Here is a 25,951-nt window from a genome sequence, read left to right on the forward strand (position 1 = left end):
GGAAGGTCATCAACGAATGGCGCTGAATGCAGCGTCCTGCTCGATGTGGCGCGCCATTAGCGCGGCGCCGCATTTCATCGGCCGTGACTTTGCTCCGGAGCGCGGTTGAACCAATAGGCTGCCTTAGGCGCGCGCCGGGACGGCATAAAGCTCTCGTCGGTGATGCAGCAGCGGCTGTCGGATGCCGTCCTCTTCGAGCCCATGCACGGCTCCGGTGACGATCACGTGGTCGCCGGCGGGCACGAGAGCCTGGACCGCACAGGGGAAGACTTGTGCACAGTTGGCGATCTGGGGGCCATAGCGGGTCTGTCGACAGACGACCTGATGAAATTTGTCCGGCCCCTTGCTGGCAAGCATGAGCGCGGCCCGCTCCTGCCCCTCGCTCATGAGGTGGATGAGGAAGCGCTTTCCCGGCGTTGAGAGCGCCTTCAATGTCGCGGATCCCCGGTCGAAGGCCGCGAACATGAGCGGCGAATTGATCGAAAGTGATCCGCAGGAGGACGGTGTCGCGCCCACAGGAGCGCCATTGTTCCCCCAACACGTCACGACAATCACCGCCGCGGGGAATTCCGCCAGCGCCGCCTTGTTTGCGCCCTCGTCGATGCGGGGCATCGATACTGCGGGGTCGTCATGGATGACGTTCGCGACCCTCATCGACATCTGTTCAGGCTCAACCTGCGGTTCGATCGAACGCAACGCGTCCGCGGGAGGCGACATAGTCGACTTGAAGCGTGCGGAGTTCGTCGACCGCGACCGTGAACGGGTCCCGCTCCAGGGCGATGACGTCGGCGTATTTGCCGGGAGCGAGACTGCCCTTGACGTCGTCTTCGCCCAGAGCGGCCGCGGCGTCGATGGTGTGAACCCTGAGCGCTTGATCCAGCCTCAGCGCCTCGTGCACGTCAATGAACGATCCGGAAAAGGTCTGTCGCTTGAGGCAGCACCAGACGCTGAACAGCGGGTTGGTGGCCTCGGTCTCCGACCCGATCCAGACGTCGGACGAGCCGTTCAGCCGCCAGCCACGCGACATCAGCGACTTGAACGGGAAGCGCCCCTGTGCGCCGAACTCTCCCAGATAGTCGGGGAAGTATTCGCCAAACGTGTAGATGAAAACCGGCTGCGGAACAGGGATGATTCCGGCGCGCGCCCACCAGTCCATCGTCCGCTCGCGTGGCATCAGATTGGCTGCATGCTCGACCCGGGTGCGCGTCTTGCCCGATGACGCGCCGCCGAGTTCGTCGATGACGCTGCACAGCCATTCCTGCGCCCTGTCGCCGTTCGCATGCACGGAAAGCTGGAGGTCCGCCTCCTGGCTGAGTTCGAAGGCGCGCCGGAAGAAATACTTCGGGAACGCGATTTCGCCGCAGCCACCTGTCAAATAAGGGCAGGTCGTCGCCGCGCTTTTTGCTGAGAAGCCGCCATCGGAGAACAGCTTGATCCCCTGGATGCGGAGAGCTGACTGCCGCGAGGACAGAGCGATGTGACTCCGCCAATCCGCCGCCTGCTCGAGCTTGAGCGTACCGGGCGCCCACAGATACACGCGATAGCTGACCGGGAGCTCTCCGGCCTGCGCCATCGCGTCAAATGTCTCGACCCCGTCGACGGTCTCGGAGATCTCGCCGATCGTCGTGACGCCGAACCTCGTGAAGTACTTCTCCAGCCCGATGCGGAAGGCGTCGCGAAGCTGGCTGCGGTCGACATGCGGAAATGGCAGTAGCGTGTCCATCTCCTTGACGACGCCGGTGGGATCGCCGTTCGCGTCCCGCTCGACGACGGGCAACCCGGTCACGCTGTAATCCGCGGGCTTGTAGTTCCGGTCGATGCCGGCGACTTCAAGCGCCTTAGTATTCAGGACCGTGATGTGCCCCCCGGCGCGCACTGCGACAGGACGGTCGCGGCTGACGCGATCGAGATCCGCTCGGCTGGGAAGTCGCCCGTCCCGGAGCTTGCGATCGAAGAAAAGATTGCCCTGCCCAACGATCCAGCCCTCGCGATCCCGGCCGCCGTCCACCAACGCGTCGCAGACGTCTTCGATCGAGCCGCATCTCGGGGCGCGAACGTCCACGGTCTCGTAGTCGGTGCGGAAAACGACCTCGCTATGGGCGTGAACGTCGACAAAGCCCGGCATGATCGGGCGGTCACCGAGGTCGCGCACCTGGGTGTTGGGTCCCGTCAATCCTTCCGCTTCCGCACGGCGGATGACGCGCAGAATGCGCTCGCCGCGGATCGCCACGCCGTGCGCGCCCTCGTCGGCGCCGTGCTGCATGGTGATCGCGCGGCCGCCCAGGATGATGAGGTCTGCCGGCCCTGCCTCGTCCGACATCAGGCAAACTCCGGTTCGGGAGCCAGCGCCGGGATGACCTCACGGCCGATCAGCTCGATGGAGCGCATGATGTCGTCATGCGGCATGCCGTCGATCCGCAGCAGCACCTCCTGGACGCCGCGCTGCGTCAGCTCCTTCAGGCGCTTCACGAAGTCGTCGGGCGAGCCCACCAGGACAGAAGGCGTCTCGGTCAGCAGATAATCCATGTCGCCGCGTCGCTCGAGCAGGCGCACGATTTTCTGGTCGAGATATTCGTAGGAGGCGTTCTTTGCGAGCGGGCCGTATAGATCGAGGATGAAGTCGAAATAGCCAAGCGTGACGTCGCGCGCCTTGCTGGCCGCTTCCGCGCGTGTCTCCGCACAGAACGAACTTGCGACGTAAAGCCCGGCCATTTCGGTCCGCGCGGGGAACGTCGATCTGCCCGCGGACAGCCCTTCGGCATAAGCGTCGATGCAATCTTGCAGGTAGTCGAAGCCGAAGTAGTTCTCGAATGTGAGCGCGCCGATGCCGATCTCGCCCGCGTTCTTGTGCGACTGCACGCTGGATGCGGCGACGAAAACAGGGGGGTGCGGCCGTTGGAGCGGCTGCGGAACGATCTGCCGTCGGGGGATCTTCCAGAACGGTCCGTCGTGCTCGACATACTCGCCGCTAAACAGCTTCACGAGGACGGCCATCGAGTCCTCCCATTGCGCGCGGGTTTGCGAGGGGTCGACGCCGAAGGCCGCTAGCGTCGTCAAATTGTTCGAGCGGGCCGTGCCGAGTTCCGCACGACCGCCGGAAATGGCGTCAAGCGTGAACAGCCGCTCGGCCACCAGAATCGGGTGGTTCCACGCCAGTAGCACCGAGCACATGATGCGCAGCTTGATCGACTTCGTGTGCCGGGCCACTGCTGCGTAAAGCACCTCGGGCGCCGCGACGGTGAAGCGCGGCGGGCTGAAGTGCTGCTCTGACGTGCCCCAGCACGAGAAACCGAGCTGGTCCGCGAGCGCGACTTCTTCGATCATCTCCTCATAGCGCTGGGCGTAACTGACGCCCGGCATGACCTCGCCTTCCTGAAGCAGCCCGATCTTCATGAAACCAACCCTATCCGGAACGCGCTTCTACCGCGACCTCGCATACCGTATCCAGCCGAAAAATCCGTTGTCAATGCCGAAATCCGCGTTATCGTGGCTACATAACTTCCGTAATCCGAGATTGGGAGCGCCGCTGTGGGGAGAGAGAAGGCGGTTCCGGTGACTGTGCTCACCGGCTTCCTCGGAGCCGGAAAGACCACCATTCTCAATGCCGTGCTCAGCGCTCCCCGCGGCCAGAAGCGCTATGGCGTCATCGTCAACGAGTTCGGGGCGATCGGCGTCGACGGAAGCCTTGTGATCGGCGCCGACGAGGACGTGATCGAACTCGCCAATGGCTGCCTGTGCTGCAGCGTTCGCGGCGACCTGATCGGCGCGCTGGAGACGCTGCTGGAGCGCGGAGGCGAACTCGACGCGATCCTGGTCGAGACGACGGGTCTTGCCGACCCTGGCCCGATTGCCGCAACTTTTCTGCTGGACGATGATCTGAGTGATCGGGTTCGACTGGACGGCGTCGTGACGGTCTTGGACGCGGTCCATGTCGAGCGGCAGCTTGCCGAGGAGGACGTGGCGGCGAGCCAGATAGCCTTTGCGGACCTGCTGGTGCTGGCGAAGAGCGACATCGTCAACCCTGCACAGCGGCTGGCTGCCGAAGAAGCCGCGCGCGCGCTCAACAGTGCGGCTCCGCTTTTGCGCAGCGAGCTTGGCGATCTCGATATCGAGGCGCTGTTCGGGTTGCGCGCTTACGACCTCAACACATCGAGGCTTGGTTTCTCGGCGGTCCCGGCAGTCGACGGCGCAAGATCCAGCCACGCGATGTCCTGCGTCTCTCTGACGCTAGACCGCTCGCTGGATCCCGCTCGCTTCATGGATTGGATGCAGGATCTCGTTCGCGCACGCGGTCGCAGCATCCTTCGTTCCAAGGGCGTCGTGTCACTGCAGGGCGAAGATCGCCGCCTTGTGTTTCAAGGCGTGCAGACAATGCTGGATGGCGACGTTCGAGAGCGCTGGGCGCCGGACGAGGATCGTCGAAGCCGGCTCGTCTTCATCGGTCGAGACATGGACAAAGCCGAACTTCAAGCGGGGCTGGAGGCCTGTATCGCTCATCCATCGACCGCGCCGCAGCGTTGCAGGCCGGTGGCCGCTTCGTGAGGGCTGATGGACGTCTCGCCGGGGTTCTCAGCCCGACTGCGGCGGTCGCCGTCGCATCCATTTACTGGGGAACGTCGTGGTGGCCGATGCGCATCCTCAAGGAGCGCGGGCTCGACTCGGAATGGGCGATCTTCCTCATGCTGGGAATCGTCTCGCTCGCCCTTAGTCCCGCAGCATGGGCGGCGCGCAAGGCCTGGACTCGCCACTGGCGCAGCTTCCTGGTGGCCGGGATCATGGGCGGCGCATCGCTTGCCTGCTACTATCTCAGCGTCAATCTGACGACCGTCGCGCGGGCGACGCTGCTGTTCTACCTGTCGCCGGTCTGGACGACGCTGATCGAGTTCGTCGCGCTGCGGCGACCGATCAAGCCGGGTCGAATGCTCGAGATCGCTTTGGGTTTCGGCGGACTGCTCGTCACGCTGGCTCCGGGGGGAAACGCGTTCGCCGGCGCCAATATCGGCGATGGGCTTGCATTGCTCGCAGGCGTGACCTTCGCGGTGGCCACCTTCTTGATGTACCGCTCGCCGGAGGCGGGCGGCGCGGCCTTTACCTGGGCCTGCGCCCTTGGGGCGGCGATGGTAACGAGCGTCGCGGGCATGATCTTCAATCCCGACGGACTCGCGCGCGCAGCCGCGGCCTCAGGAGGCGCCGTTGCGCTGCTGGGTCCCGCCGCGCTGTTCGCGATCCTCATCTTCTTGCCGATGAACCTGCTGACCTACTGGGGCGCAAGCCGGCTGTCGCCCACACGGGTGTCGGTGATCCTGATGTGTGACGTCATCGTCGGAATCATGTCCTCCGCGCTCCTCACCGACGACCACATCGGACCGCATGAACTCGTCGGGTGCGGCCTGATCCTGGGCGCAATTCTGGTCGAGCCGATCAGGCTGCGCCTCCGGAGCGCTCATCCCCAGGCGGATGCGGCGAACTGACCAACCTGCAACAACACGAAACGGGAGAAGACGCATGCTGGACTGGAACGGCTATCGCGAACAACTTGGCGGCGCGATGGGCGAGATCGCGCAGCTCAATCCGGACCTCATGAAGGGTCATGACATCCTTGCGGCGTCTGCGACGGCCGCGAGGGCGCTCGACGCCAAGACGCGGGAGCTCATTGCGATCGCGGTCGCCGTCACGACGCGCTGCGACGGCTGCATCGCGTTTCATGTCAAAGGCGCCAAGGACGCGGGCGCGTCCAAGGAGGAGATCGCGGAGGCGCTGACCGTCGCGGTCGCGCTGAACGCCGGCGCAGCGCTGGTCTATTCCGCGCGGGCGCTCGACGCGCTCAAGTCGTCGGAATGATCTCGGAGAGCGCAAAAAAGACGAGCCGGGCGGCGCATGCGCCGTCCGGTCGGTCATCGGATCTGCAGGGCTTGGGCGAGCCAGTCCTTGTCGCCCGGGGCTTGAGCAAGGAGTTCCGTGGCTTCCAGGCAGTGAGCGGGGTCGACCTCTCGGTTGCTCGCGGCTCGATACACGCGCTGATCGGCCCGAACGGCGCCGGCAAGACGACCTGCTTCAACTTGCTGACGAAGTTCCTCGCGCCGAGCTCTGGCGAGATCATCTACAAGGGCCGCGACATCACGCGGACAAAGCCGGCCGACGTGGCGCGGCTTGGCCTGGTGCGGTCTTTCCAGATCTCCGCAGTGTTCGGGCGGCTCACCGTTCTGGAGAATGTCCGGATCGCGCTGCAGCGGCGCAAGCGTGGCGACTCGTTCGACTTCTGGCGCTCGGAACGTGTTCTGCACGCGCTCGACGGCGAGGCTCTTGCTCTCTTAGAGGAGGTTGGCCTCGCGGCTTACTCCGCCGCGCCAGCGCTCAGCCTGTCCTATGGTCGCAAGCGCGCTCTCGAGATCGCAACCACGCTCGCCCTCGACCCGGACATGCTGCTGCTCGACGAGCCGATGGCTGGCATGGGCCGAGAGGACGTAGAGCAGACAGCTTCTCTTATCCGCCATGTCTCCGTCGGCCGCACCATCCTGATGGTCGAGCACAATCTTTCGGTGGTCGCAGAGCTGTCGGACCGGATCACTGTTCTGGCTCGTGGCCGGATTTTGGCGGAGGGCGATTACGCCACCATCTCCAAAGACCCGCGCGTCGTCGAGGCATATCTGGGAGCGCGACATGACTGACGCTCCCGCGGCCTCTCCGCAACCGCTGCTCTCTGTGCAGGCTCTGGAGGGCTGGTATGGCGAGAGCCACGTGCTGCACGGCATGACATTCGACGTCGCAAGCGGCGAGGTCGTTTCACTTCTCGGGCGCAACGGCGCCGGCAAGACCACCACCTTAAGGGCCATCATTGGCGTGCTCGGCAAGCGCCGCGGCTCCGTCACCTGCGCCGGGGTCGAGACCATCGGCATGCCTGCGCGTTCGATCGCGCGCCTCGGCGTGGGCTATGTTCCGGAAGAGCGTGGGATCTTCGCCGGTCTGTCGGTCCAGGAGAATCTAACCTTGCCTCCCAAGCTCCGTCCCGGCGGAATGGATCTGGAGCAGATCTACCGCCTCTTTCCAAACCTCAAGGAGCGGGCGCGCAGCCCAGGCACAAAGCTTTCCGGAGGTGAGCAGCAGATGCTGGCCATCGCCCGCATCCTTCGGACCGGCTCCAAGCTCATCCTGCTCGACGAGCCGACGGAGGGTCTTGCGCCGGTCATCGTCGAACGCATTGCCGAGGTCATTCAACGCCTGAAGGCGGACGGCTACACCATCATTCTGGTGGAGCAGAACCTGCGTTTCGCCCAGTCGATCGCCGGGCGCTTTGTCGTCGTCGAACAGGGCCGCGTGGTCGATGCAATTTCGAACGAAAGCGGCTGTCGGCTCCACCAGCTCCACGCCTATCTGGGCGTCTGACAATGGCCACGATCCAACGATGAGCACGATCTTCGGCATTCCTTCGAATGCGCTTTTCAGCCAGCTGCTGGTCGGACTGATCAACGGCTCTTTTTACGCGATGTTGTCGCTCGGACTTTCGATCATCTTCGGCCTGCTGAACGTGATCAACTTCGCCCATGGCGCGATGTACATGGCGGGCGCGTTCGTCGCATGGATCCTGCTGAACGAGGCCGGCATCGGCTATTGGTGGTCGCTGTTGCTCGCGCCGCTTGTCGTGGGCCTGTTCGGGGCAGCCTTCGAGCGCCTGCTGCTGGCGCGCCTCTACAAGATCGATCACCTTTACAGCTTGTTGCTGACCTTCGGGCTCGCGCTGATCATCCAGGGATCCTTTCGCCAGGTCTATGGCTCCTCAGGCCTGCCTTACGCGATCCCGGCGGCGCTTTCCGGCGGGCAGAAGCTACCCTTTATGTTCCTGCCGAACTATCGAGCATGGGTCGTCGTCGCGTCTCTTTCAGTCTGTGTCGCGACATGGCTGCTGATCGAGAAGACCAAACTTGGGGCCTATCTTCGCGCTGCGACTGAAAACCCGGCCTTGGTCGAGGCCTTCGGCGTCAACGTGTCTCTTCTGCGAACGATGACGTATGCCTTCGGGGTCGGGCTGGCCGGGCTGGCAGGCGTTCTTGCGGCGCCGATCTATTCAGTCAGTCCGAGCATGGGCGCGGACACAGTCATTGTCGTGTTCGCCATCGTGGTCATCGGCGGTATGGGATCGATCCTGGGCTCGATCGTCACCGGCTTCGGGCTCGGGCTGATCGAGGGCATGACCAAGGTCTTCTATCCGCAAGCTGCCTCTACCGCGGTCTTCGTCATCATGGCGCTGGTGCTGATCATGAAGCCCGCGGGCCTTTTCGGGCGCGCATCGTGAGCGACGTCGTTCAATCGCCTGCGTCTCCTTCGAGCCTGCCCGACAGCAGGGCCAAAACGCCAAAGGCGATACGGCTTTATCTGGGCGTTCTGCTCGGCATAGCGGCGGCTCTCGTCGCCCTCCCGTTCGCGGTCTACCCGATCTTTCTCATGAAGGTGCTGTGCTTCGCGCTGTTCGCTCTCGCCTTCAACCTGCTTCTTGGCTTCGGCGGGCTGCTGTCATTTGGCCATGCCGCTTTCTTCGGCGGCGCGGCTTACGTCTCGGCGCACGCAGCCAAGGTGTGGGGTCTGAACCCGGAGGCAGCTATCGCCTGTGGGGCGCTGGCTTCCATGGGCCTGGGCGTCATCATCGGCTGGCTTGCGATACGTCGACAAGGCATCTACTTCGCGATGATCACCCTGGCGCTCGCGCAGCTGGTCTATTTCGCCTGCCTGCAGGCGAAATTTACAGGCGGTGAGGACGGCGTCCAAGGCGTCCCCCGGGGCCATTTGTTCGGCTTGTTCAACCTTGCCGACGACCGCGTTCTCTACGCGATGGTGGCCGCCATCTTCATGGCTGGCCTTCTGGCGATCCTGCGGGTGATCCACTCGCCCTTCGGACAGGCTCTCAAAGCGATCCGCGAGAACGAGGCGCGCGCCACGTCGCTCGGCTTCCGGGTCGAGCGCTACAAGCTCGCTGTTTTCATCTTGTCCGCCACTCTGGCCGGGACCGCAGGCGCCACCAAGGCCGTTGTGTTCCAGCTCGCATCGCTGACCGACGTTCACTGGGCAACATCGGGAGCTGTGATCTTGATGACCCTCGTTGGGGGCATGGGAACATTGTTCGGACCCATCGTCGGGGCCTTCGTTGTCGTCGGCATGGAAAGCTATCTGGCGCCCTTTGGCGCATGGCTCACGATTGTTGAAGGTTTGATTTTCGTAACCTGCGTAATCCTGTTTCCGAACGGATTTGTCGGAGCTCTCGCCAAGAAGACGGCGCGATAGGATCGCGGAGCCGGTTGTCCGGATCGTGATCTCGTTGGGCCGAAAGCGGGATCGTCATCCAAAAATGCAAGCGAACTGACGCGGACCGCGCTGCTGCGGGTCGTAGACGGCATAGCTCCCTTGGGGCTTTGCCGCCGAAGGCGAAGCCCAACCGATAAAACGTCGAAAAGGGCGCGGTCACTGAGCGGCCCCAGATCTTGCCAGGCTCCGATCGACCGATGGGATCGCGTCCAAGCTCTGCCTCGGCCGCCGCTGAACGCGACGACAGCGTCATACGTCTTCAGGTCGGTTGGATGTCGCCTCGAACAGCACGGTGACGCGGCTCCAGACAGTCTCTCCGAGAGACCCAAGTGGCTCGAGATCGATGACTATGCCATGGCCGTCGCGCTGGAGCTCTGTGATCAGCGCCCTGTCAGCAGCATCGCGGCGTGAGGGCGGCGTCGTTTGGGTGAAGAGATCCGGCACTCCAAACAGGTTATTTCCGCGGATTTCGGGCGCCACCACTCCTAAATCCACAATTTTCGACCTAATGCGGGCTGTAAAAACGAAAAACGGCATTGACGGCCGCCGAAGGCGCGGATTACCGTAAAGTAATGCGATGAAGCAGCGGAAACACGCAAATGAAAACGCCATGACCGCGGAATACGGCGTCTGCCGGCCTGATTCAGCGCCGCGATCGTCTACATCCTCGGGAAGCTGCCGGTAGTGAAGCGGCTCGGCGAAGGCGGCTACGCGGCCTGCCCGACCGCGCTTGGCGGACGGAACAGCCCGTCCACCCGTCCATTCAACCACATCCGCATGCACAGGGAGGTAACCCGATGAGGATCGGTCTTCTTCAAGAAGGCGAGATCATGCCGGGCGTCAGCGTCGCACAGCGCTACAACGAGATGATCGCTGAGGTCGGTCGCGCCGATGAACTCGGCTTCTACAGCTGGGGCACGTCCGAGCAGCACTTCTCGCCGCCGCGCTTCACCGTCTCCGCTCCTGAAGTGCTCTACGCCGCGATCGCGCGCGAGACGAAGAACATCAAGCTGCGGATCATGTGCTCTGTTCTGCTCAAGTGGAACCACCCGATCCTGGTGGCCGAGCGGCTGGCGACACTCGATATCGTGTCGAACGGCCGCGCCGAGATCGCGACCGCGCGATCCAACAACTTGACCACGCTTGGAGCCTTTGGGGTCGATCCCTCGGAAACGCGCGCGCAGTGGGAAGACGGCCTCGCTGTTCTCATCAAGGCGATGTCGGACGAGACGCTCGAGCACGACGGCCCGGTCTGGAAAATTCCTGCACGTCAAATCGTGCCGCAGCCGCTGCAGCGACCCCATCCGCCCATCTGGGTCTCCGCGTCGAGCGTGGATACACACCGCATGGCCGGCGAGAAGGGCATCGGCGTCCTGACGTTCGAGAACTACTTCGGCTTCGACTATCTGCAGACCTGCATCGACGCTTACCGGGAAGGCCGACAAGCCGGAACCTCGGTCGCGCGCGCCCGCAACGACCAGATGGGGCTCTACGTCGCGACGGCCTTTTGCGCCGAGACACGGGAGGAGGCCCGGCGCGTCGCCCGTGACGTCGCGCTCGGCTACTTCAAGTTCATCCTCGATCTCTACGTGCCCCTCGGAAAGCGCAGCTCCTACGAGTATCTCGACGAGAAGATGACCCGGCTGCTCGACAACGAGGGCAACCTGGATTTCCTCGTCAACGAGACACCGTCGGTGATGATCGGCACGCCGGACGACTTCATCCGTCGGCTGGACGATCTGAAGAACCGCGGCGTCGACGAGGTGCTGCTTCGCGTCGACGGCGTGCCGCACGCCGACATCATGCGATCCTACGACCTGATCGGCCGGGAGGTGATCCCGCACTTCCGCGACGTCCGGCTGCAGGCGGCGCAGTGATGGCGAACGTGTCCATCGCGGATTCCAACGCGCTAGACGTAGCGGTCTTCAAGCGGCTGATGGCCGACATGCCCCAAGCCGTAACCATCATCACGGCCATGACCGAGGACGGAACGCCCGTTGGCGCGACGCTGTCGGCCGTGATGTCGCTATCGATGAACCCGCCCATGATGGTGGCGGCCTTCGATCGAGGCTCCGAGACTTTGGCCTGCCTGAGCCAAGGTCGACCGTTCCTGATTCACATCCTCGGCGAAGGACAGGAAAAGCTCGCCTACCGCTTCGCGGGAAAAGGCGGGGCGGCCAAGTTCTACGAAATCGAATGGTCGGCCGCGCCCTGCGGCAGTCCGAAGCTTCCCTCGGCCGCGGGCGTCATCGCCTGCCGGGTCGTACATCTGCACGAGGGCGGCGACCACGTTCTCGTCACCGGCTCGATCAGCGACATCGAGCATCCCGCAGAGGCTGAGCCGCTCGTCTACCACCGTCGCGAGCTGCGCCCCGCCCGCAATCTTCGCGCCGCCGCCTGATCCTCGAGAGGACAAGACCATGACGATCGCGTTCGATCCCTCTTCTTTCATCACCGCGGATGTGAAGACGTTCCTTGACGATCCCAAGAAGCTGTTCATCGGCGGTCATTTTGTTGAGGCGCTATCTGGAGAGACCTTCGACACGATCGATCCCGCGACTGGTCGGATCATCAGCGCGATTCCTGCAGCCGGCGTCGCTGACGTCGACGCCGCCGTCAAGGCAGCCGAGAAAGCGTTCCAGACGTGGAGCGCGACCTCTCCCGCCGAGCGCGAGCGTGTCATCCACCGCTTCGCCGACCTGATCGAAGCGCGCGCCGAGGAGTTCTCGCAGATCGAGAGCTTCGACACCGGCAAGCCCGCCGGTCACATCAAGTTCGTGGACGTGCCGCTCTCGGTCGGCGCGCTACGCTACAACGCGGGGTGGTGCACCAAGATAGAAGGCTCCGTGCCCGCCGTCTCGGCGGCCGGCATGCTCTGCTACACCCGCCGCGAAGCGCTCGGCGTCGTGGCGGCGATCGTGCCTTGGAACTTCAACCTCTGCCAGGCCGCCTTCAAGATCGCTCCGGCGCTTGCGGCCGGCTGCACCGTGGTGCTGAAACCTGCCGAGCAGTCGCCGCTTGCGGCGCTCTACTTAGCAAAGGTCGCGGCCGAGGCCGGGGTCCCCGAGGGCGTGCTCAACGTCGTAACCGGCGATGGCGAGACAACGGGTGCTGCGCTCTGCGCCCATCCCGGCGTCGACAAGATCGCGTTCACGGGATCCGAAGAGGTCGGCAAGCTGATCGCACGCAACGCCGCGTCGAGCCTCAAGCACGTGTCGCTCGAGCTCGGCGGCAAGAGCCCGAACATCATTTTCGCGGACGCCGACATCGAGACTGCGGCGCGCACAGCCGCCATGGCGATCTTCTTCTACACCGGCCAGGTCTGCACTGCGGGCTCACGCCTGCTGGTTGAGCGCCCGATCCTCGAGCGGGTGGTGTCGCTGATCGTTGAGGAGGCCGGCAAGCTGAAGCTCGGCCATGGGCTCGCTCCCGACACCACTCTTGGCGCGCTCGTTTCGCAGGAGCAGCGCGCTCGGGTGATGAACTTCGTCGACGTCTCGCGCGAGGCGGGCATCGAGATCGCGACCGGCGGCAGGATTCCCTCGCAGTTCGATGATGCGAGCGCGTTCTACGAGCCGACCGTGCTGGTCGACCCGTCCGACGACTCAAGGGTGGTCGCGGAAGAGGTGTTCGGCCCGGTCCTGGCGATCCAGAGCTTCGACACGATCGAGGAGGTTGCGGCGCGCGCCAACCGCACGACCTACGGCCTCGCGTCGGGCGTGTGGACCCGTGATCTCGCAAAGGCCCACACCATGGCTTCCGCACTCAAGGCCGGCTCGGTGTGGGTCAACACCTACAACCAGTTCGACGCGGCTGCTCCCTTCGGAGGCTACAAGCAGTCCGGCTACGGCCGTGACAATGGCCGGGAAGGCGTCGAAAAATTCCTTCAGACCAAGGCGGTTTGGATCAACCACGGGGCCTGACGGTCAACGGTGAAGGTCCTCCTGGTCATCGTCGACGTTCCCTTGATTTCGCATGAAGGTCATCGCGACGGCGCGAGTGGAGCGTCGTCGGAGACCGCGGGATCAGCGACGACGAGATCATGAAGGTGGGGACCTGCGGTCACGCGGGATGCAGGCGCGGCGTAGGTCTACCCCGTGCGAGTAATGGCGGCGGCAGCGTCCGCCTCTTCGATCGGAACGATCCCCGGCGGCGGCTCGCCCTGTCGGCCGGGCGTGAGCTGCCGTTCATTATTTCAGGCTAGGGCTCATTGACATGACCGCATCGCTCTACATCGACGGCGCTTGGACAGAGGGGTCTGGAAAGCGCCGCGGCAAGGTTCTGAACCCGGCGACGGGGCAGCAAGTTGGCGAAGTTCCGTTCGCCGAAGACGCCGATCTCGACCGTGCGCTCCTAGCCGCCGGAAAGGGGTTCCGGGTCTGGAAGGCCATGAGCGCGATTGAGCGTTCGAAGATCATGCGCAAGGCGGCCGAAATCATGCGCGAGCGCCACGAGACGATGGCGCGCGCCATCACGGCAGAACAGGGCAAGCCGATTGCGGAGGCCCGCATCGAAGCCTCGCTTGCGCCCGAGCATACTGAGTGGAACGCCGAGGAGGGTCGCCGCGCTTACGGCCGCCTGATCCCGGCTCGTGCGAGCGACGTCACGCAGCTCGTGGTCAAGGAGCCGATCGGGCCAGTGGCCGCCTTCAGCCCTTGGAACTTTCCCGTCAATCAGGTGGTGCGCAAGATCGCCTCAGCGCTTGCCGCCGGCTGCTCGATCATCGTCAAGGCGCCCGAAGAGGCCCCGACCTGCGCCGTCGAGCTAGTGAGGTGTTTCGAGGAGGCAGGAGCTCCCGCGGGCGTGCTCAACCTCGTGTTCGGCGTGCCGGCGGAAATCTCCGAGCGGTTGATCTCCTCGTCCGTCATCCAGAAGGTGTCGTTCACGGGCTCGGTGCCGGTCGGCCGCCACCTCGGCGCACTGGCGGCGAAACACCTGAAGCCGACCACTATGGAGCTCGGCGGCCACGCGCCCTTCATCGTGACCGAAGACGTCGATCCAATCGCAGTGGCGGCCGCGGCGACAGCGTCGAAATTCCGCAACGCGGGACAGGTCTGCATCTCGCCGACACGCTTCCTCGTGCACGACAAGGTGTTCGACCGCTTCCTCGAAGCCTTCGTGGAGAAGGCAGAGGCCATCAAGGTTGGAGACGGCATGGCGGAGGGGACGCAGATGGGCCCGCTCGCGCAGGCTCGCCGTGTGGATAGCGTCGACGAACTGGTGCAGGACGCCGCAGCCAAAGGCGCGACGGTGCACGTGGGCGGCCGTCGTATTGGCAATCACGGCTTCTTCTACGCGCCCACGATCGTGGCCAATGCGCCGCTGCCGTCCCGCATCATGAATGAGGAGCCGTTTGGACCAGTCGCGATCGTCAACCGCGTGACCTCGCTTGACGAGGCGCTGACCGAAGCAAACCGTCTGCCGTTTGCGCTAGCGTCCTACGCGTTCACGAACTCGCTGAGCCATGCCGACCGTATAACGGACGATATCGAGGCCGGCATGCTGACGATCAATCACTTCGGTCTGGGGGTCCCCGAGACGCCGTTTGGCGGGTTCAGGGACAGCGGCCACGGATCGGAAGGAGGCGTCGAGGGGCTTTCGGCCTACCTGCGGAACAAGTTCGTTTCGCGTAAGCGATGATGGCTATCCGCTGCGGTCGGTAGGAGCCAATCTTTACTAACCGCGGCAGCCCCGCATCATCCTAGAGATAGGTCGAAATGCCGGCCTTCGGCCGCTAGGCGCCATGAGCAGATATTGGCATGTCGCGCGAAAGCGGACGTTCACGTGCCCCATAGAGGCACTCCTTCCTGAAGGCCAGAGCGAGCCGGATCAGTGGACTGCTACAAGGCCACGTGCCGCCACGGCTGTTTCAAAAGCTGACACCAACCGTCGGAGAATGAGCCTGAACCTCCGCTTGGACTGACCCGAGGATGGTGGTGTCTATTTTGAAATCGTTGGCGTCCGGCTGGGCGTCTTGAAGCTGTAACGATATGCGGAGCAACCGCGATCGAACCGCTTACTGTTACATGGCTGCATTCGCCGGGTGTGCGTCGCATCGTCATCGCCTGAAGCAGGGGCGTTTCGCTCCCCGCTCAAGCCGGAGGGGCGATGTCGTCGGTCTCGCTTGCATCCCGCGGATGTTTGCTCGGGCTCCTGCTCGGTCTTGGACCGGGAGCCGTCGCGCAAACCGTCGAGACACGGATCGGCCCGGTGCCGCTTCAGTTTGGCCTTCCGGCCGACGAGGTGACGCGTCAGAAGCTATATGATGAAATGGACTTTCAACGTGCAGCCCAGACGTACATCTGGGCTCTGCCGATCGTCAGCTTCGCGCAATGGCAAGCGTCGGCCCACGAAGCGTTCGGGGCGAAGGACGCCGACGTCGTTATCTATGAGACGCTGAAGGACCGCTTCGGCATCCTCACGGCCAACGCGACGACGCCGTACATCGGCGGCTTTCCAGATCTTTCGAAGACGGGCCCGCTGGTCATCGGCTATCCCGCCGGCGCGACCGCAGGCGGCATCGGCGACTTTTGGCAGCGGCCGGTGACAGACATGGGCGAGACCGGGCCAGACCGCGGCAAGGGCGCGAAGTATCTGCTTTTGGGCCCGGGCCAGGAGCTCCCCCCAGCCGATGGCTATAGCGTCATCAGGTCTCCGACCAACAATGTCTTTGTCGCCTTCCGGGTGCTCGATCCCGACCCTGAAAAGGCGAAGAAACTCATCGCAGCGTTCCAGATGTATCCGTATGCGGATCGCGCGAACCCGCAGCCGACCCGCGTACTCCGCCCCGAAGGCCGCGCCTGGAGCCAAATCCCCCCGAGCGGCTTTGCGTTCTTCGAGCGGCTGAATGACATCCTGCAGCGCGAGCCCGTGTTTGAGCGCGACCGCATGATGATGGCGATGCTCAAACCCCTCGGCATTGAGAAAGGCAAGGCCTTCGCTCCAGATACGAGGCAAAGGAAGAACCTCGACGATGGCGCGCGCATCGGCGAGATGATGGCGCAGACGAAGTCGTTCGCGAAGCGCGAGCCGGAGGCGCTATATCGCTCGGACACCCGCTGGCTCTACGTCATCCTTCTCGATCCGTCGCAGGAAGCGGAAAGCTACAGCCAGCTCGACGAGCGCTCGGATTATTTCTACGAGGCCGTCACCACCACGCGCGGCATGGTCAGCAAAACGCCAGGCGTTGGACAAGCCTATCTGGGGGCCTATCGCGACAAGAACGGCGCCTGGTTTGACGGCGGCAAGGCCTACAAGCTCCACGTGCCGGCCGATGCGCCTGCGAAGCTGTTTTGGTCGCTTACGGTCTACGACGCGCTGACGCGAGTGCTGATCGATAACGGGCAGGATATCGCCGATCGATCGTCACGTAACGACCTCCAGAAGAACGCCGATGGCTCGGTTGATCTCTACATGGGACCAAGCGCGCCTCCAGGCCTTGAGAAGAACTGGATCCCGACCGTGCCCGGCAAGGCGTGGTTCGCCTACTTCCGCCTCTATGGGCCGCTAGAGCCCTACTCCGACCGTTCCTGGAAACTGCCCAACATCGAAGCCTCGAACTGACCGCGACAGAAGGGACGGCACAATGCTGCGATCACTCACTCTTGGCTTCGTGGCGTTCCTCGCGCTAGCCGCTCCGACCGTTGATGTGCGAGCAGAGCAGGCTTCGCCCATCGACTGCCGGACGATCGCAAAGGAAGCCTACATCTACGCCTTCGCGCCGATGGAGAACTACAACACCTGGCGCAAGCAGGCGGTCGATAGCAGCGCTCCCGAATACGTCGGAGGCTTCAACGTTTTCCGGCACTACTCAGAGCCATTCACGCCCGACAATCATGACGTTGTCACCCCAAACAACGATACGCCCTATTCCTGGGCATGGCTGGATCTTAGGGCGGAGCCAGTTGTCGTCTCAGTTCCAGCGGTTCCTAAGGACCGCTATTACGTTCTGCAGCTTTTCGACGTCTTCACCTTCAATTTTGCCTATATAGGCGTTCGTTCGACTGGCTTCGAAGCCGGAGATTACATGATCGCCGGACCCCGCTGGACGGGCGAAACTCCGAAACGCGTCACGAAGGTGTTCAGATCCGAGACCGACATTGTCGGCATTCTCGGTCGAACCGCGCTGAACGGTCCGGAGGACGTACCAAATGTCAAAGCGATCCAAGCCGACATCAAGGTGACGCCGCTGAGCGCCTTCTTAGGGACTAAAGCACCGCCTGCAGCCGCCTCGATCGACTTTCCTCCCTACGAGCCGTCGAAGGCTGCGACCCACGACTTCATCGGTTACCTGAACTTTCTGCTCCAGTTCGCTCAGCCGGCGGATCCAAGCGAGACGGCGCTGCTCGCCCGTTTTGCGACTATCGGCATCGTCCCGGGTAAGGCATTTGATCCGACGACGATCGATCCAAAGCTTCTGGCGGACATCGACGCCGGCGTCCGAGATGCGCAGGCCGAGCTCCACGAACGCGAAGCCCAAACGCTGACCGCCAACGGGTTGTTCGGTACGCGGGCCTTCCTGAAGAACGACTACATGAAACGGGCAGTAGGGGCCGCAAAGGGCCTCTACGGCAACTCGCTGGAGGAGGCCTGGTACGGCGGCTTCATCGGAAATGGATCGAAGCCGAGCGTGATGCGCTTTGCGGCTGGAGAGCTTCCGCCAGCCAAGTTCTTCTGGTCCGCGACGCTCTATACGCTGCCAGACCGGTTCCTCTATGCCAACGAGCTGGACCGTTATTCGGTCGGCGACAGGACAAAGGGCCTCGTTTTCGACAAGGACGGCAGCTTGACCATTACGATCAGCCACGACGCGCCTTCGGCAGATAAGAAGGCGAATTGGCTGCCGGCGCCGGCTGGTCTCTACAGCCTCGTGGTTAGGGCCTACGGACCGAGCGAGGAGATGATGACTAGCAAATGGAAGCTGCCGCCACTCCAAACCGCTGCCCCGTAATAGGTCATCGCCAGGGGGCAACGGACGAGAAGGCTGAAGTCGGAGCCAAAGCCTTACCGTTCCCGCTCCGCCTGGTGGCATAGAGGCTGTGAACCCAAAGAGTTCAACCAGCGCCCACTAGGCCTCGTCCGGATTTCTCGCGTTTGTTTAAGGGAAAGCCGGCATCTTTGCTCGTCGAGCTAGCCCCGCGGTTGCATCGTACTGAGCTGACGGCGAGCCGCAGGTGACGCCTCAGTCGACGCAGCGGTGGTAGGTCTCGCGCATCTCCGGGAAGCTTGGATCGTAACGCTCGATCGTATCCTGGTCTTTCAGGCGCAAGGAGACCGACATCGCTCCAAACATGATCTGTGACTTGCAGTTGAGCGCGGCGACGTATCCGTTGCTCGTCTGCTTGATCGATATGAGTGAACAGGACGCAGTTTTCCCGCGTATGCGGCTACCTTCGACGACGAAGCCCGGCAGCGTGTTGTCGTGCTTCGACCGGAAGAGAGTTTTCCCGGCCTTGGTGATAAACACATCGCGGCATTCGAATGAATCTGCGACCCATGAGCCTTGGAATTGTTGCTGGATCCCGGCTCGGACTCCCGACCCTGATCCGCAGGCCATGATGACGACCACGGAAGCTGCGCCCAGCTTGGCTCGGGTAGCGGTCATGGCTTCACCACGGCCTCACTCGCCAGCGGCGTCGGTCCGCTGAGCGCAAACTGGAAGTTTACGCCACCGAAAATCTGCCACTTGGGAGCGCCTGCGCCTTTGTGAGCTACCGTGTACTGCGGCTCGATAAACGTGTTCATCGTCGTCGTTTCGTTCAGTTCCCAGATCCTTCCGATGCCGAGCCCCACCGGGATGTAGTGGGTATGGTTCTCGAGATCGAAGTTCATCGTCCCGGACGAACGCAGGTAGAATTGCTGCGGCAGGTTGACGTTGAGGATCGGCTGAACGGTGAGCAGGCTTTGCGCTGGCCGTGAGTCGCTGTCGAAGGAATGCTGGTAGGTCGCGAGACCGCCGATGATGCCCCACGACTGCGGCGCGACCACCACACCGGCGGCGCCGGCCTGCCAGCGACCCTGCCCGGTGTCTTTCTGGGTGGCGGTGGGGATGACCAGAAGTGGACCTGCGCCGAACTCCACCTTGCCCGGGACCACGAAGAGGTCCATCAGCGTCAGGTCGCCTACACCCGTATCGTGACCGTTCGGGCTCGGCGACAGGGTCCTCGAAAATGTCGGAACGGTGTTGATCGGCAGGGTGAAGCGGAAGAGCTGCGGGACGCCCCCGAGCTTCGACGGGATAAGCCCGCGGAACAGGAAGCTGTTCGCGTCAGGTTTACCGGGTAGGCCGTAGAACGACGACGTGTAGTAGTCCTGAAAGTTTATCGTGATCTTGGGTGTAAGCGGGTTGTTCGCCTCGTTCGGGTCGGCTGCAGCCGCAGGCCCGATACCGCCGAAAACGAGAGCGAGGGCTGTCACAATTGCGGGCTTCGTCGTTCCAATCCCATGACCTCGTTCGCGACTCATCTGCTGGCTCACTGTTTGGTCGTCAGCGGGATCGCCGCGGACTGGCTGACGTAAAGGGGCGCCGACAAGGTGAAGAACGCAGCTGTGCCTTTGAGGCGGCGCGTGGCGTCTAGTTCGCGGTAGACCTTGAGGCGGCTCGCGACCGGGAGCTTGCCGAGCTCGAAGTTGAAGCCGACGGTGCCGCCAAGGGCGACGGTCTCGCCCTTGAACGAGCCCAGCACCGCTCCGCTGCCCGTGTCTCCGCTGACCTGCTTGTAGTAGTAGCCGACGACGCCCGCTGAGAACGCCTTGGAGAAATGCTGCTCGACCGCCCACTCCGCGTGGAAGTCATTGCCCGGATTGTAGTCGGTAGACGGATTGCGTCCGTTGACGGTGAAGCCGACCTTCCCCGAGACGTCGAGGCCAATGGCGGGGTCAAGCCACGTTGCCGCCGCGAAGAAGTCTCCGGCCCATTTATTGAAAGCCAGGTTGGCGAGCGCGCCCTTGTGATAATCGCCGACCGGGACATTCAACGAGGCCCCCGTCTGCCAATGGAAGTTTCCGGTCTGCCAGCCCACGAAGCTCGAAAGATAGGGGTCGCCAAACCGGGTCGCCGTGTCGCTGGCGGATCGCTCGATAACGCCGCCACCGGGTCCCGTCAGCCTTGCTCCGGCGTCGATCTGGGGACCGCCGAACGGCAGGCTCGCGCTCACCGCCAGAGTTCCGCCCAGGAAACTTGTGGAGGGGACCCAGACAAGCGTCGGGAAGTCCACGATCACTCGGGCATCGAGCTTGGCGACGACATTGCCCCCAATCGTGAACTGCCGGCCGCGTCCGGCGCTGCCGTCATAGTAAAAAAGGTCGTTCTGGAAGAACACGCCTTCCACCGGTGGCATCAGCGCAGCGCCTGGGCCGGCCAGACCGAGCGGATAAAGAGACGACCCGCCCTCAGCGGCCCAAACGGGCGAAGTCAGAGCGAAAGCGGTCGCCACGACTGGTGCAAACAAGAGCGATGAGCGACGAGCCTTACACGGCCTAAACCCGCGATTCCCGCCCACTGGTCTCATGACGTCCCCCGACTCGTACCAATCCGCCTCACCGGCTGATCGCCACTCGCCGTCTGCAGGAGAACGCTGGACAGGAACGTGTCGCGACGACAGCAGCTTATCGGCGGCTGAACGCGGGTCATTGCCGTAACTGTAACTGCAACCTGCGCGCTAAATGGCCCTAGGTAGAAGCTTGCCAGCCACAGGCGCACCCATCCGGTCGCAGGTCTTCGCGAGGCCGCGGCCGCTCCGACAGTCGGTTGCTCACGCCCGCCTGGTCGTCACCTGACTGCCGAGGAGGCTGCTGCCGACTCCGCGTGCTCTCCGATCGAACGGACCTGACGTTTTAGACCCCGGCGGGTGGCGGGATCGACGAGAGCAATCGGCGCGGCGACAACGGCGGCCACGGTCGAGCCGACCACCGAAGCTGCGCCCACGGTCGCCCCCGCCAAGCGTTCCCCAAGCGTAAGATCCGAATCCGAGATTTGCTGGCCTGCGATCAAGCGCGTGCCGATCAGCTTCACCACCTCGGGGCTCTCGGCAAACTTGCCGTGATTCAATCTGTCGCCGGCCTCGACCTTGGTTAGGTCGATCGCCACGACATTGGCTGCGGCCAGCTTGGACTTGTAGGGCTCGGCGTCGGGATCGATCGCGCCTAGGCGGTCGATCCCGCCAGCGATCCTCCGGGAGATCGCCAACGCTCGGTCATCGCGGGAGATCAGCACCGTGATGCGCGGCCGTGGCTCGGGAATCGCAAGAAAGTCGGACCGGAACACGTCCACGTCGACGTCGGGCGCCGCCATGATGACGTTCCGGATCTTCGGAGGGATCGAGCCATTCCGGATCGCCATCTGCCGGAGCGCCTCGATCATCACCCAATTGCCCAGGGAATGGGCCATGACGGTGACGTCGCCAACGTCCGGATCCCTTGCCGCGTTGGTGATGAGGGCTTCCAGCGCATCCCGGGACGCGGTTCCGCTCTCGCGGTCGTAGAGGTAATCGAGGGCGCTGCCGCGCGATGGCCAGGTGAACAGCACCGGAGCCGCGTCCGTACCGGAGTCGTGCGCAATCTGCGCGAACCGGTACGCCGCGTTCTCGAAGGTGTTGTTGAAGCCGTGGACGAAGATCAGGACGCTCCGCTTTGGACCGGCGACCGTCCGGAACCACGTCTTCACGCCCCCGACGTCGATGTCCGCGGCCCTGAGCGTCGCGAACTCCGTCGCGGGGTTCGCCGGCAGCTTCCGCGGCCACTGCACGTCTCCGACTTTATGGGCCGGTGGGGGCGGGATCGAAACCACAAGATTAAACAGCGACCGCCCACGCGCCCGGGAGCCGCCGAAGATCTGCCCTGGGGGCTCGTTGGTTCTGGCGCGGGTGGTGACGACGAGCATGTTGACCTTGCTCGCCCCGGGAGCCGCCATGACCGTCGGCGATGGAACGAGAACGTCCTGCGCCCGCCCCCCGCAACCGCACAGCCCGGCAGCGCCGGCCATAAGCACGAGAAGGCGTACGCAACGAAGATCCATGACGCCCCCGACAGCCCCGCCGCGATGGATTCTATGAGGATCGATCCCTCGATAACGCTGTAACTGTTACTGCGGCCGGCGCGACGGTCATGCCCCGTCCTCTCAACTCACCGGGCGACGCACAGCACCCGGTCGACGATCTGGCAGGCCAGGCCATCGATCGTCTCGGCGGACGGATGGCCGGCGTCCGCGTGGTCCGACGCTTCTGACCACCCAACCCGACGGCTCCAGAGGTCCGTGAGCCGCCAATCGTATCGCTTCGCGCCCGCAAGGGTGTGCACGGCGATTTCGACAGCATAGGCCGACCGCGAAGCGTCCATGAGTTGCTTAAGGATGCCGTCGGATGACGCGGACGTCATGTAGACGTCGCACCCGGAGGCCGTGAGGCGTCGGACGACGGCACACACGAGAAGTTCCCCGCGGGAGGCCGCGCAGCGGTCGGCCGGGTCCGATCGGTGGGCGATGAAGAACGACGGATGCGGTGGACCCGTACAGGAAGCAAAGGACGCGATCGGAACCGGCGCCGCGACGGGTAAGGGTGCGGCCTTCGATATCCTGAAGATCGGCGCGTAGCTGCCCGGGGGGATCATGATGTGGACAGGATCGGAGGCTCCCGGACCGTCGTAATACAGCGCCAGCGCCGTCCTGATGCGGGTCGCCTCGATGCGAACGATCGGATCCGTTGCAGGATCGAAGTCCGAGCCTCGTCCGAAGACATCGACGCCGATGGTGTAAGCCTTGATGCGCTCACCGCGGCCCTCAAGGGCCTCGTTGACGACGAAAGCCAGAAAACGCCTGTTCCGCTCGGAAAGCTTGAGGCTGCCGCTCGCGCACAGCTTGTCGAGTTGCTGCCTAATCGCTTGAGCTGAGGGAGCCTCGTCCCCCATTGCAAAGCTCTGCACGCTCATCGACTGCCTCGTGTCGACCTGATGCTCAGGTCAGCGCGGGATGCATCTTAGTAGTGCCCACCTCAGAACTATCACGAACGAGGACGGTCGCAGACCCCACCTTAAGTTAGCCGGGGCACAATTTCCTTCGTTGATGAATCAATGATTTCGATCAGGTCCTGCTCCGTGGCGTCGATCAACTCCTTGTATTCTTCGACCCTTTCGCGAGGGGCAGGATGCTGGCGGACCCAATGTTCGAGGCCGCCGTGCGCCAGCTCATACGCTTCGCAGAGTTCGCGGAAATGAGGGTCCAGGCTCCAGCGCGCGTGAAGCGCCGCCCGGTGCCCGGGCCAGAGCAGCTTGAGGCGGGCTAGGCCACGCTCATCGACTTGGGTCACCGTCACCTCGAACGCCGATGCGCCTGCGATGCGATCTGCCGCCGCAAGTTGGTTTCGATGAAGCCATCAAGGTTCATCGCCCGGCTAATTTCCACGTGGCAAATGAGCACGCTCGGAATCCGGACATCCGTGCATAGAACGACGCTGCCGATACTGTAACAACTTGCCCATCCGGAGGAGGCCATCTCTGCTGATGCCTTATTGAGGAGGGGCATCGATGCACGGAACACTTACGCCCATCGAAGCGAGGCGCAAGGTCGCGGTCGTCTTGGGCGCCGTGCTGGCGCTCTGCCCCGCGGCGATCTCGGCGAAGCCCAAGCACGGGGAGAGAGTCCAGGAGAGGGTCGAGCCGGCCTCCATAGAGGCCCTGACCCGCATGGGCGATTACGTCGGCTCGTTGCAGAGCTTCGCGTTCGACACCGCGTCCATGATCGACGTCGTCGCGCCGAACGGCCAGACATTCGGAATCGGGGGCGTCGGCCGCTACGAAGCTCAGCGCCCGGACAAGCTGCGCGTCGAGCTCAAGACAGACGCGTTCGAGCGCGAGTTCTTCCTCGACGGCAAGACCTTCACGGTGGTGGCTCCTGCCGAGGGCTACTACGGCGAGCTCGATGCGAAGCCGACGATCGCCGAGACGCTGAACTGGATGGCCAAGGCCTTCGCCATCGAGCTGCCGCTTGCGGACCTGTTTGATCTGGGGACGGAGGACAGCCCGGTGAAGCGCATCCAAAGCGGGTTTCACGTCGGGCCGTCGACCGTCGACGGCGTCGAGGCCGAGCATTACGCCTTCCGGTCCCACGGGCACGACTGGGAGGTCTGGATCCGGACCGGCGACAAGCCGCTTCCGCTCAAGTTCGTGCTGGTGAACCGCGACGACCCCGCGCGACCCCGTTACGACGTGACCTTGAAGTGGAGCGACGACCCCAAGGTCGAGGACGGGGACTTCGCCTTCAAGCCCAGCGGCGACATGAAGCCCATCGAGTTCTTCCACAACGTCGATGTCACGGGAGACCTGAAATGAGCGGGCGTGGCGCCGTGGGACGCGTCGCCGCGGCGGGTTTTTCGATCGCCCTCGCGACCGCGTCGCTGCTTGGGTCCGCCCGGGAGGCTGACGCCTTCAGGGGCGGAGGCTTCCGCATGGGTGGCGGAGGCTTTCACGGGGGCGGATTTCGTGGAGGAGGTTTCCACGGCGGCGGCTTCGCCTATCGCGGCGGGAGCATGAACATCGGGCCCCACTTCCAGGCGCCCCACAACCTCCGCCCGATCGATCCGGCGGGCGGCGGGGGACGTCCCCGGCCTCACCCCGGCGCCGGACCCCGACCGCATCCTGGACCAGGCCCAGGGCCGCACCCGGGTCCCGGCCCCGGACCACACCCTCCCGGTCCGCCGCCTGGCCCTCATCCCGTCGGCCCTTATCCTGGCTATTGGCCCGGACCGTATTACCCCGGCGGCGCCTACTGGGCCGGGGCGGCCGTTGGCGCGGCGGTCGGCGCGGCCGTGGTCGGTTCCGTCGTCTACTCCCTGCCGCCTTCCTGCGAGCGGATCGTCGTGAACAACGTGACCTATGAACGATGCGGCAATGCCTGGTACCGGCCCCACTATTACGGAACCCAGGTGACCTACGTGGTGATCGACCCGCCGAGATAACGGCCGCCTCTCAATGACGACACGGAAGGAGAGGCGTCACAACGCCTCTCCTTTTCAGTCTTCGGAAGGCTGTTCAGCGCATCGCCGGCATCGCGCGTGACACCGCAGCGGCCGGGCGACCGTTACCGTTACAGACTCAGTCCCCCGCGGATGCCCGTGCCAGCATGGCCGAAGCGCGACGACGTGCGCGGTCCTGGCTCGGCTTGAGAAGGGAGAGATCAAAATGAAACCCTCGAAACTCATGGCGTTCATACTGACAGCCGGAGCGCTGACCTTCTTCACCTCCGAGGCCAGTGCGTTTGTCTGCGCCCGCGGCGTCTACCGAGCGGGCTGTGTCGGGCCGAACGGCGCCGTCGGCGTCCGCCGGGCGCCACGCGTGGTCGTTGTCCGTCCGGGTGGCGCAGTCGTCTATCGACGCGCTCCGGCGTACGGCGGCGTCGTCTATCGTCGCCCGCCCGTCTATCGCGGCGCCGTCGTCTACGGGCGTCGAGGCTACTACCGCAGCACGGTCTACCGCCGCGGCCCGATGGGCCGCTCCGTCGTCGTGCGGCGCAGGTGGTGACGCCATGCTTCGCATGTTGTCGGACCCTGCCGCGGCAATGCACTTCACCCTGCTCGCCGCGCTCACGTCGGCGATCGCCCGAGCCCGGCCGGTCACGCAGCACGCGGAGCCGATCGACGCGTCGACGAGCGATGTCGGCTTTCCGCGC

At 63.9% G+C, this 25,951-nt stretch carries 26 protein-coding genes; 16 read left to right on the forward strand and 10 right to left on the reverse strand.

Going from position 1 to position 25,951, the window contains the following annotated elements:
* Window positions 1-123 precede the first annotated feature (123 nt).
* The 3 genes from EYR15_RS10735 to EYR15_RS10745 are packed head-to-tail and all read right to left on the reverse strand — an operon-like array spanning window position 124 to window position 3,393.
* A complete protein-coding gene (locus EYR15_RS10735; RefSeq protein WP_165455481.1) occupies window positions 124-660 on the reverse strand; it encodes a flavin reductase family protein in 537 nt (178 codons plus the stop codon).
* A gap of 10 nt (window positions 661-670) precedes the next feature.
* Window positions 671-2,320, reverse strand: coding sequence for an amidohydrolase (locus EYR15_RS10740; RefSeq protein ID WP_131003532.1), 1,650 nt, complete (start codon window positions 2,318-2,320; stop codon window positions 671-673).
* Window positions 2,320-3,393, reverse strand: coding sequence for an LLM class flavin-dependent oxidoreductase (locus EYR15_RS10745; RefSeq protein ID WP_131003533.1), 1,074 nt, complete (start codon window positions 3,391-3,393; stop codon window positions 2,320-2,322). Before EYR15_RS10745 ends, EYR15_RS10740 begins: the two co-directional genes overlap by 1 nt.
* 159 nt (window positions 3,394-3,552) lie before the next feature.
* On the opposite strand from EYR15_RS10745, the gene EYR15_RS10750 reads away from it, so the two are divergent.
* From EYR15_RS10750 to EYR15_RS10780, 7 genes are read left to right on the forward strand one after another with little or no spacing between them, the layout of a single operon-like run.
* Window positions 3,553-4,542 (forward strand): CobW family GTP-binding protein, encoded by a 990-nt coding sequence (locus EYR15_RS10750; RefSeq protein WP_205741613.1) that lies wholly within the window; start codon window positions 3,553-3,555, stop codon window positions 4,540-4,542.
* Window positions 4,539-5,471 (forward strand): DMT family transporter, encoded by a 933-nt coding sequence (locus EYR15_RS10755; RefSeq protein ID WP_131003535.1) that lies wholly within the window; start codon window positions 4,539-4,541, stop codon window positions 5,469-5,471. Before EYR15_RS10750 ends, EYR15_RS10755 begins: the two co-directional genes overlap by 4 nt.
* A gap of 34 nt (window positions 5,472-5,505) precedes the next feature.
* Window positions 5,506-5,841: a carboxymuconolactone decarboxylase family protein gene (locus tag EYR15_RS10760; protein ID WP_131003536.1), complete on the forward strand. Its 336-nt coding sequence runs from the start codon at window positions 5,506-5,508 to the stop codon at window positions 5,839-5,841.
* Entirely contained in the window at window positions 5,838-6,668 is an 831-nt protein-coding gene (locus EYR15_RS10765; protein WP_205741614.1) for an ABC transporter ATP-binding protein, read from the forward strand. The genes EYR15_RS10760 and EYR15_RS10765 overlap by 4 nt, the downstream gene beginning before the upstream one ends.
* Window positions 6,661-7,383 carry an ABC transporter ATP-binding protein gene (locus tag EYR15_RS10770; protein ID WP_131003538.1) on the forward strand — a complete coding sequence of 241 codons (723 nt, stop codon included), beginning with the start codon at window positions 6,661-6,663 and terminating at the stop codon, window positions 7,381-7,383. Before EYR15_RS10765 ends, EYR15_RS10770 begins: the two co-directional genes overlap by 8 nt.
* A 19-nt stretch (window positions 7,384-7,402) precedes the next feature.
* Window positions 7,403-8,290 carry a branched-chain amino acid ABC transporter permease gene (locus EYR15_RS10775; protein WP_131003539.1) on the forward strand — a complete coding sequence of 296 codons (888 nt, stop codon included), beginning with the start codon at window positions 7,403-7,405 and terminating at the stop codon, window positions 8,288-8,290.
* Window positions 8,287-9,273 (forward strand): branched-chain amino acid ABC transporter permease, encoded by a 987-nt coding sequence (locus tag EYR15_RS10780; RefSeq protein ID WP_131003540.1) that lies wholly within the window; start codon window positions 8,287-8,289, stop codon window positions 9,271-9,273. Before EYR15_RS10775 ends, EYR15_RS10780 begins: the two co-directional genes overlap by 4 nt.
* A gap of 270 nt (window positions 9,274-9,543) precedes the next feature.
* Here EYR15_RS10780 and EYR15_RS10785 read toward each other — a convergent pair whose 3' ends face one another.
* Window positions 9,544-9,831 (reverse strand): hypothetical protein, encoded by a 288-nt coding sequence (locus EYR15_RS10785; protein ID WP_131003541.1) that lies wholly within the window; start codon window positions 9,829-9,831, stop codon window positions 9,544-9,546.
* Between the two features lie 260 nt (window positions 9,832-10,091).
* Here EYR15_RS10785 and EYR15_RS10790 point away from each other — a divergent pair, with 260 nt between their 5' ends.
* The 6 genes from EYR15_RS10790 (at window position 10,092) to EYR15_RS10815 (ending at window position 18,244) form a co-directional block, all read left to right on the forward strand.
* A complete protein-coding gene (locus EYR15_RS10790) occupies window positions 10,092-11,171 on the forward strand; it encodes an LLM class flavin-dependent oxidoreductase (protein ID WP_131003542.1) in 1,080 nt (359 codons plus the stop codon).
* Window positions 11,171-11,695, forward strand: coding sequence for a flavin reductase family protein (locus EYR15_RS10795; protein WP_131003543.1), 525 nt, complete (start codon window positions 11,171-11,173; stop codon window positions 11,693-11,695). The genes EYR15_RS10790 and EYR15_RS10795 overlap by 1 nt, the downstream gene beginning before the upstream one ends.
* A gap of 19 nt (window positions 11,696-11,714) precedes the next feature.
* Entirely contained in the window at window positions 11,715-13,217 is a 1,503-nt protein-coding gene (locus tag EYR15_RS10800) for an aldehyde dehydrogenase family protein (protein ID WP_131003544.1), read from the forward strand.
* 292 nt (window positions 13,218-13,509) lie between these two features.
* Entirely contained in the window at window positions 13,510-14,934 is a 1,425-nt protein-coding gene (locus EYR15_RS10805; protein WP_131003545.1) for an NAD-dependent succinate-semialdehyde dehydrogenase, read from the forward strand.
* Between the two features lie 630 nt (window positions 14,935-15,564).
* Window positions 15,565-16,857, forward strand: a complete 1,293-nt coding sequence (locus EYR15_RS10810) for a DUF1254 domain-containing protein (RefSeq protein ID WP_205741615.1) — start codon at window positions 15,565-15,567, stop codon at window positions 16,855-16,857.
* 49 nt (window positions 16,858-16,906) lie between these two features.
* Window positions 16,907-18,244, forward strand: a complete 1,338-nt coding sequence (locus EYR15_RS10815) for a DUF1254 domain-containing protein (RefSeq protein WP_245498251.1) — start codon at window positions 16,907-16,909, stop codon at window positions 18,242-18,244.
* Window positions 18,245-18,475: 231 nt separating this feature from the next.
* Here the strand turns inward: EYR15_RS10815 and EYR15_RS10820 are convergent, their stop codons facing one another.
* The 6 genes from EYR15_RS10820 to EYR15_RS10845 all read right to left on the reverse strand — a co-directional run bounded on the left by EYR15_RS10820 (window position 18,476) and on the right by EYR15_RS10845 (window position 23,594).
* On the reverse strand, window positions 18,476-18,898 hold the full coding sequence (locus EYR15_RS10820; protein ID WP_131003548.1) for a hypothetical protein: 423 nt from the start codon (window positions 18,896-18,898) through the stop codon (window positions 18,476-18,478).
* Window positions 18,895-19,770 (reverse strand): hypothetical protein, encoded by an 876-nt coding sequence (locus EYR15_RS10825; protein ID WP_245498252.1) that lies wholly within the window; start codon window positions 19,768-19,770, stop codon window positions 18,895-18,897. The genes EYR15_RS10820 and EYR15_RS10825 overlap by 4 nt, the downstream gene beginning before the upstream one ends.
* Window positions 19,767-20,633 (reverse strand): SphA family protein, encoded by an 867-nt coding sequence (locus EYR15_RS10830; protein WP_205741617.1) that lies wholly within the window; start codon window positions 20,631-20,633, stop codon window positions 19,767-19,769. Before EYR15_RS10830 ends, EYR15_RS10825 begins: the two co-directional genes overlap by 4 nt.
* A 431-nt stretch (window positions 20,634-21,064) precedes the next feature.
* Window positions 21,065-22,309 (reverse strand): alpha/beta hydrolase, encoded by a 1,245-nt coding sequence (locus EYR15_RS10835; RefSeq protein WP_131003550.1) that lies wholly within the window; start codon window positions 22,307-22,309, stop codon window positions 21,065-21,067.
* A 107-nt stretch (window positions 22,310-22,416) separates the two neighbouring features.
* The gene (locus tag EYR15_RS10840) at window positions 22,417-23,217 is read right to left on the reverse strand and encodes a hypothetical protein (protein WP_131003551.1); all 801 of its coding nucleotides are present in this window, start codon (window positions 23,215-23,217) and stop codon (window positions 22,417-22,419) included.
* Between the two features lie 101 nt (window positions 23,218-23,318).
* Complete coding sequence (locus EYR15_RS10845) at window positions 23,319-23,594, reverse strand: hypothetical protein (protein ID WP_131003552.1); 276 nt, start codon at window positions 23,592-23,594, stop codon at window positions 23,319-23,321.
* Between the two features lie 217 nt (window positions 23,595-23,811).
* Here EYR15_RS10845 and EYR15_RS10850 point away from each other — a divergent pair, with 217 nt between their 5' ends.
* The 3 genes from EYR15_RS10850 to EYR15_RS10860 all read left to right on the forward strand — a co-directional run bounded on the left by EYR15_RS10850 (window position 23,812) and on the right by EYR15_RS10860 (window position 25,803).
* On the forward strand, window positions 23,812-24,615 hold the full coding sequence (locus EYR15_RS10850; protein ID WP_131003553.1) for a DUF2092 domain-containing protein: 804 nt from the start codon (window positions 23,812-23,814) through the stop codon (window positions 24,613-24,615).
* A complete protein-coding gene (locus tag EYR15_RS10855) occupies window positions 24,612-25,241 on the forward strand; it encodes a DUF6515 family protein (protein ID WP_131003554.1) in 630 nt (209 codons plus the stop codon). The genes EYR15_RS10850 and EYR15_RS10855 overlap by 4 nt, the downstream gene beginning before the upstream one ends.
* Window positions 25,242-25,464: 223 nt before the next feature.
* Window positions 25,465-25,803, forward strand: coding sequence for a hypothetical protein (locus tag EYR15_RS10860; RefSeq protein WP_131003555.1), 339 nt, complete (start codon window positions 25,465-25,467; stop codon window positions 25,801-25,803).
* Window positions 25,804-25,951: the final 148 nt, after the last annotated feature.

This window comes from Hansschlegelia quercus (assembly GCF_004310425.1).
Taxonomy (GTDB): domain Bacteria; phylum Pseudomonadota; class Alphaproteobacteria; order Rhizobiales; family Methylopilaceae; genus Methylopila; species Methylopila quercus.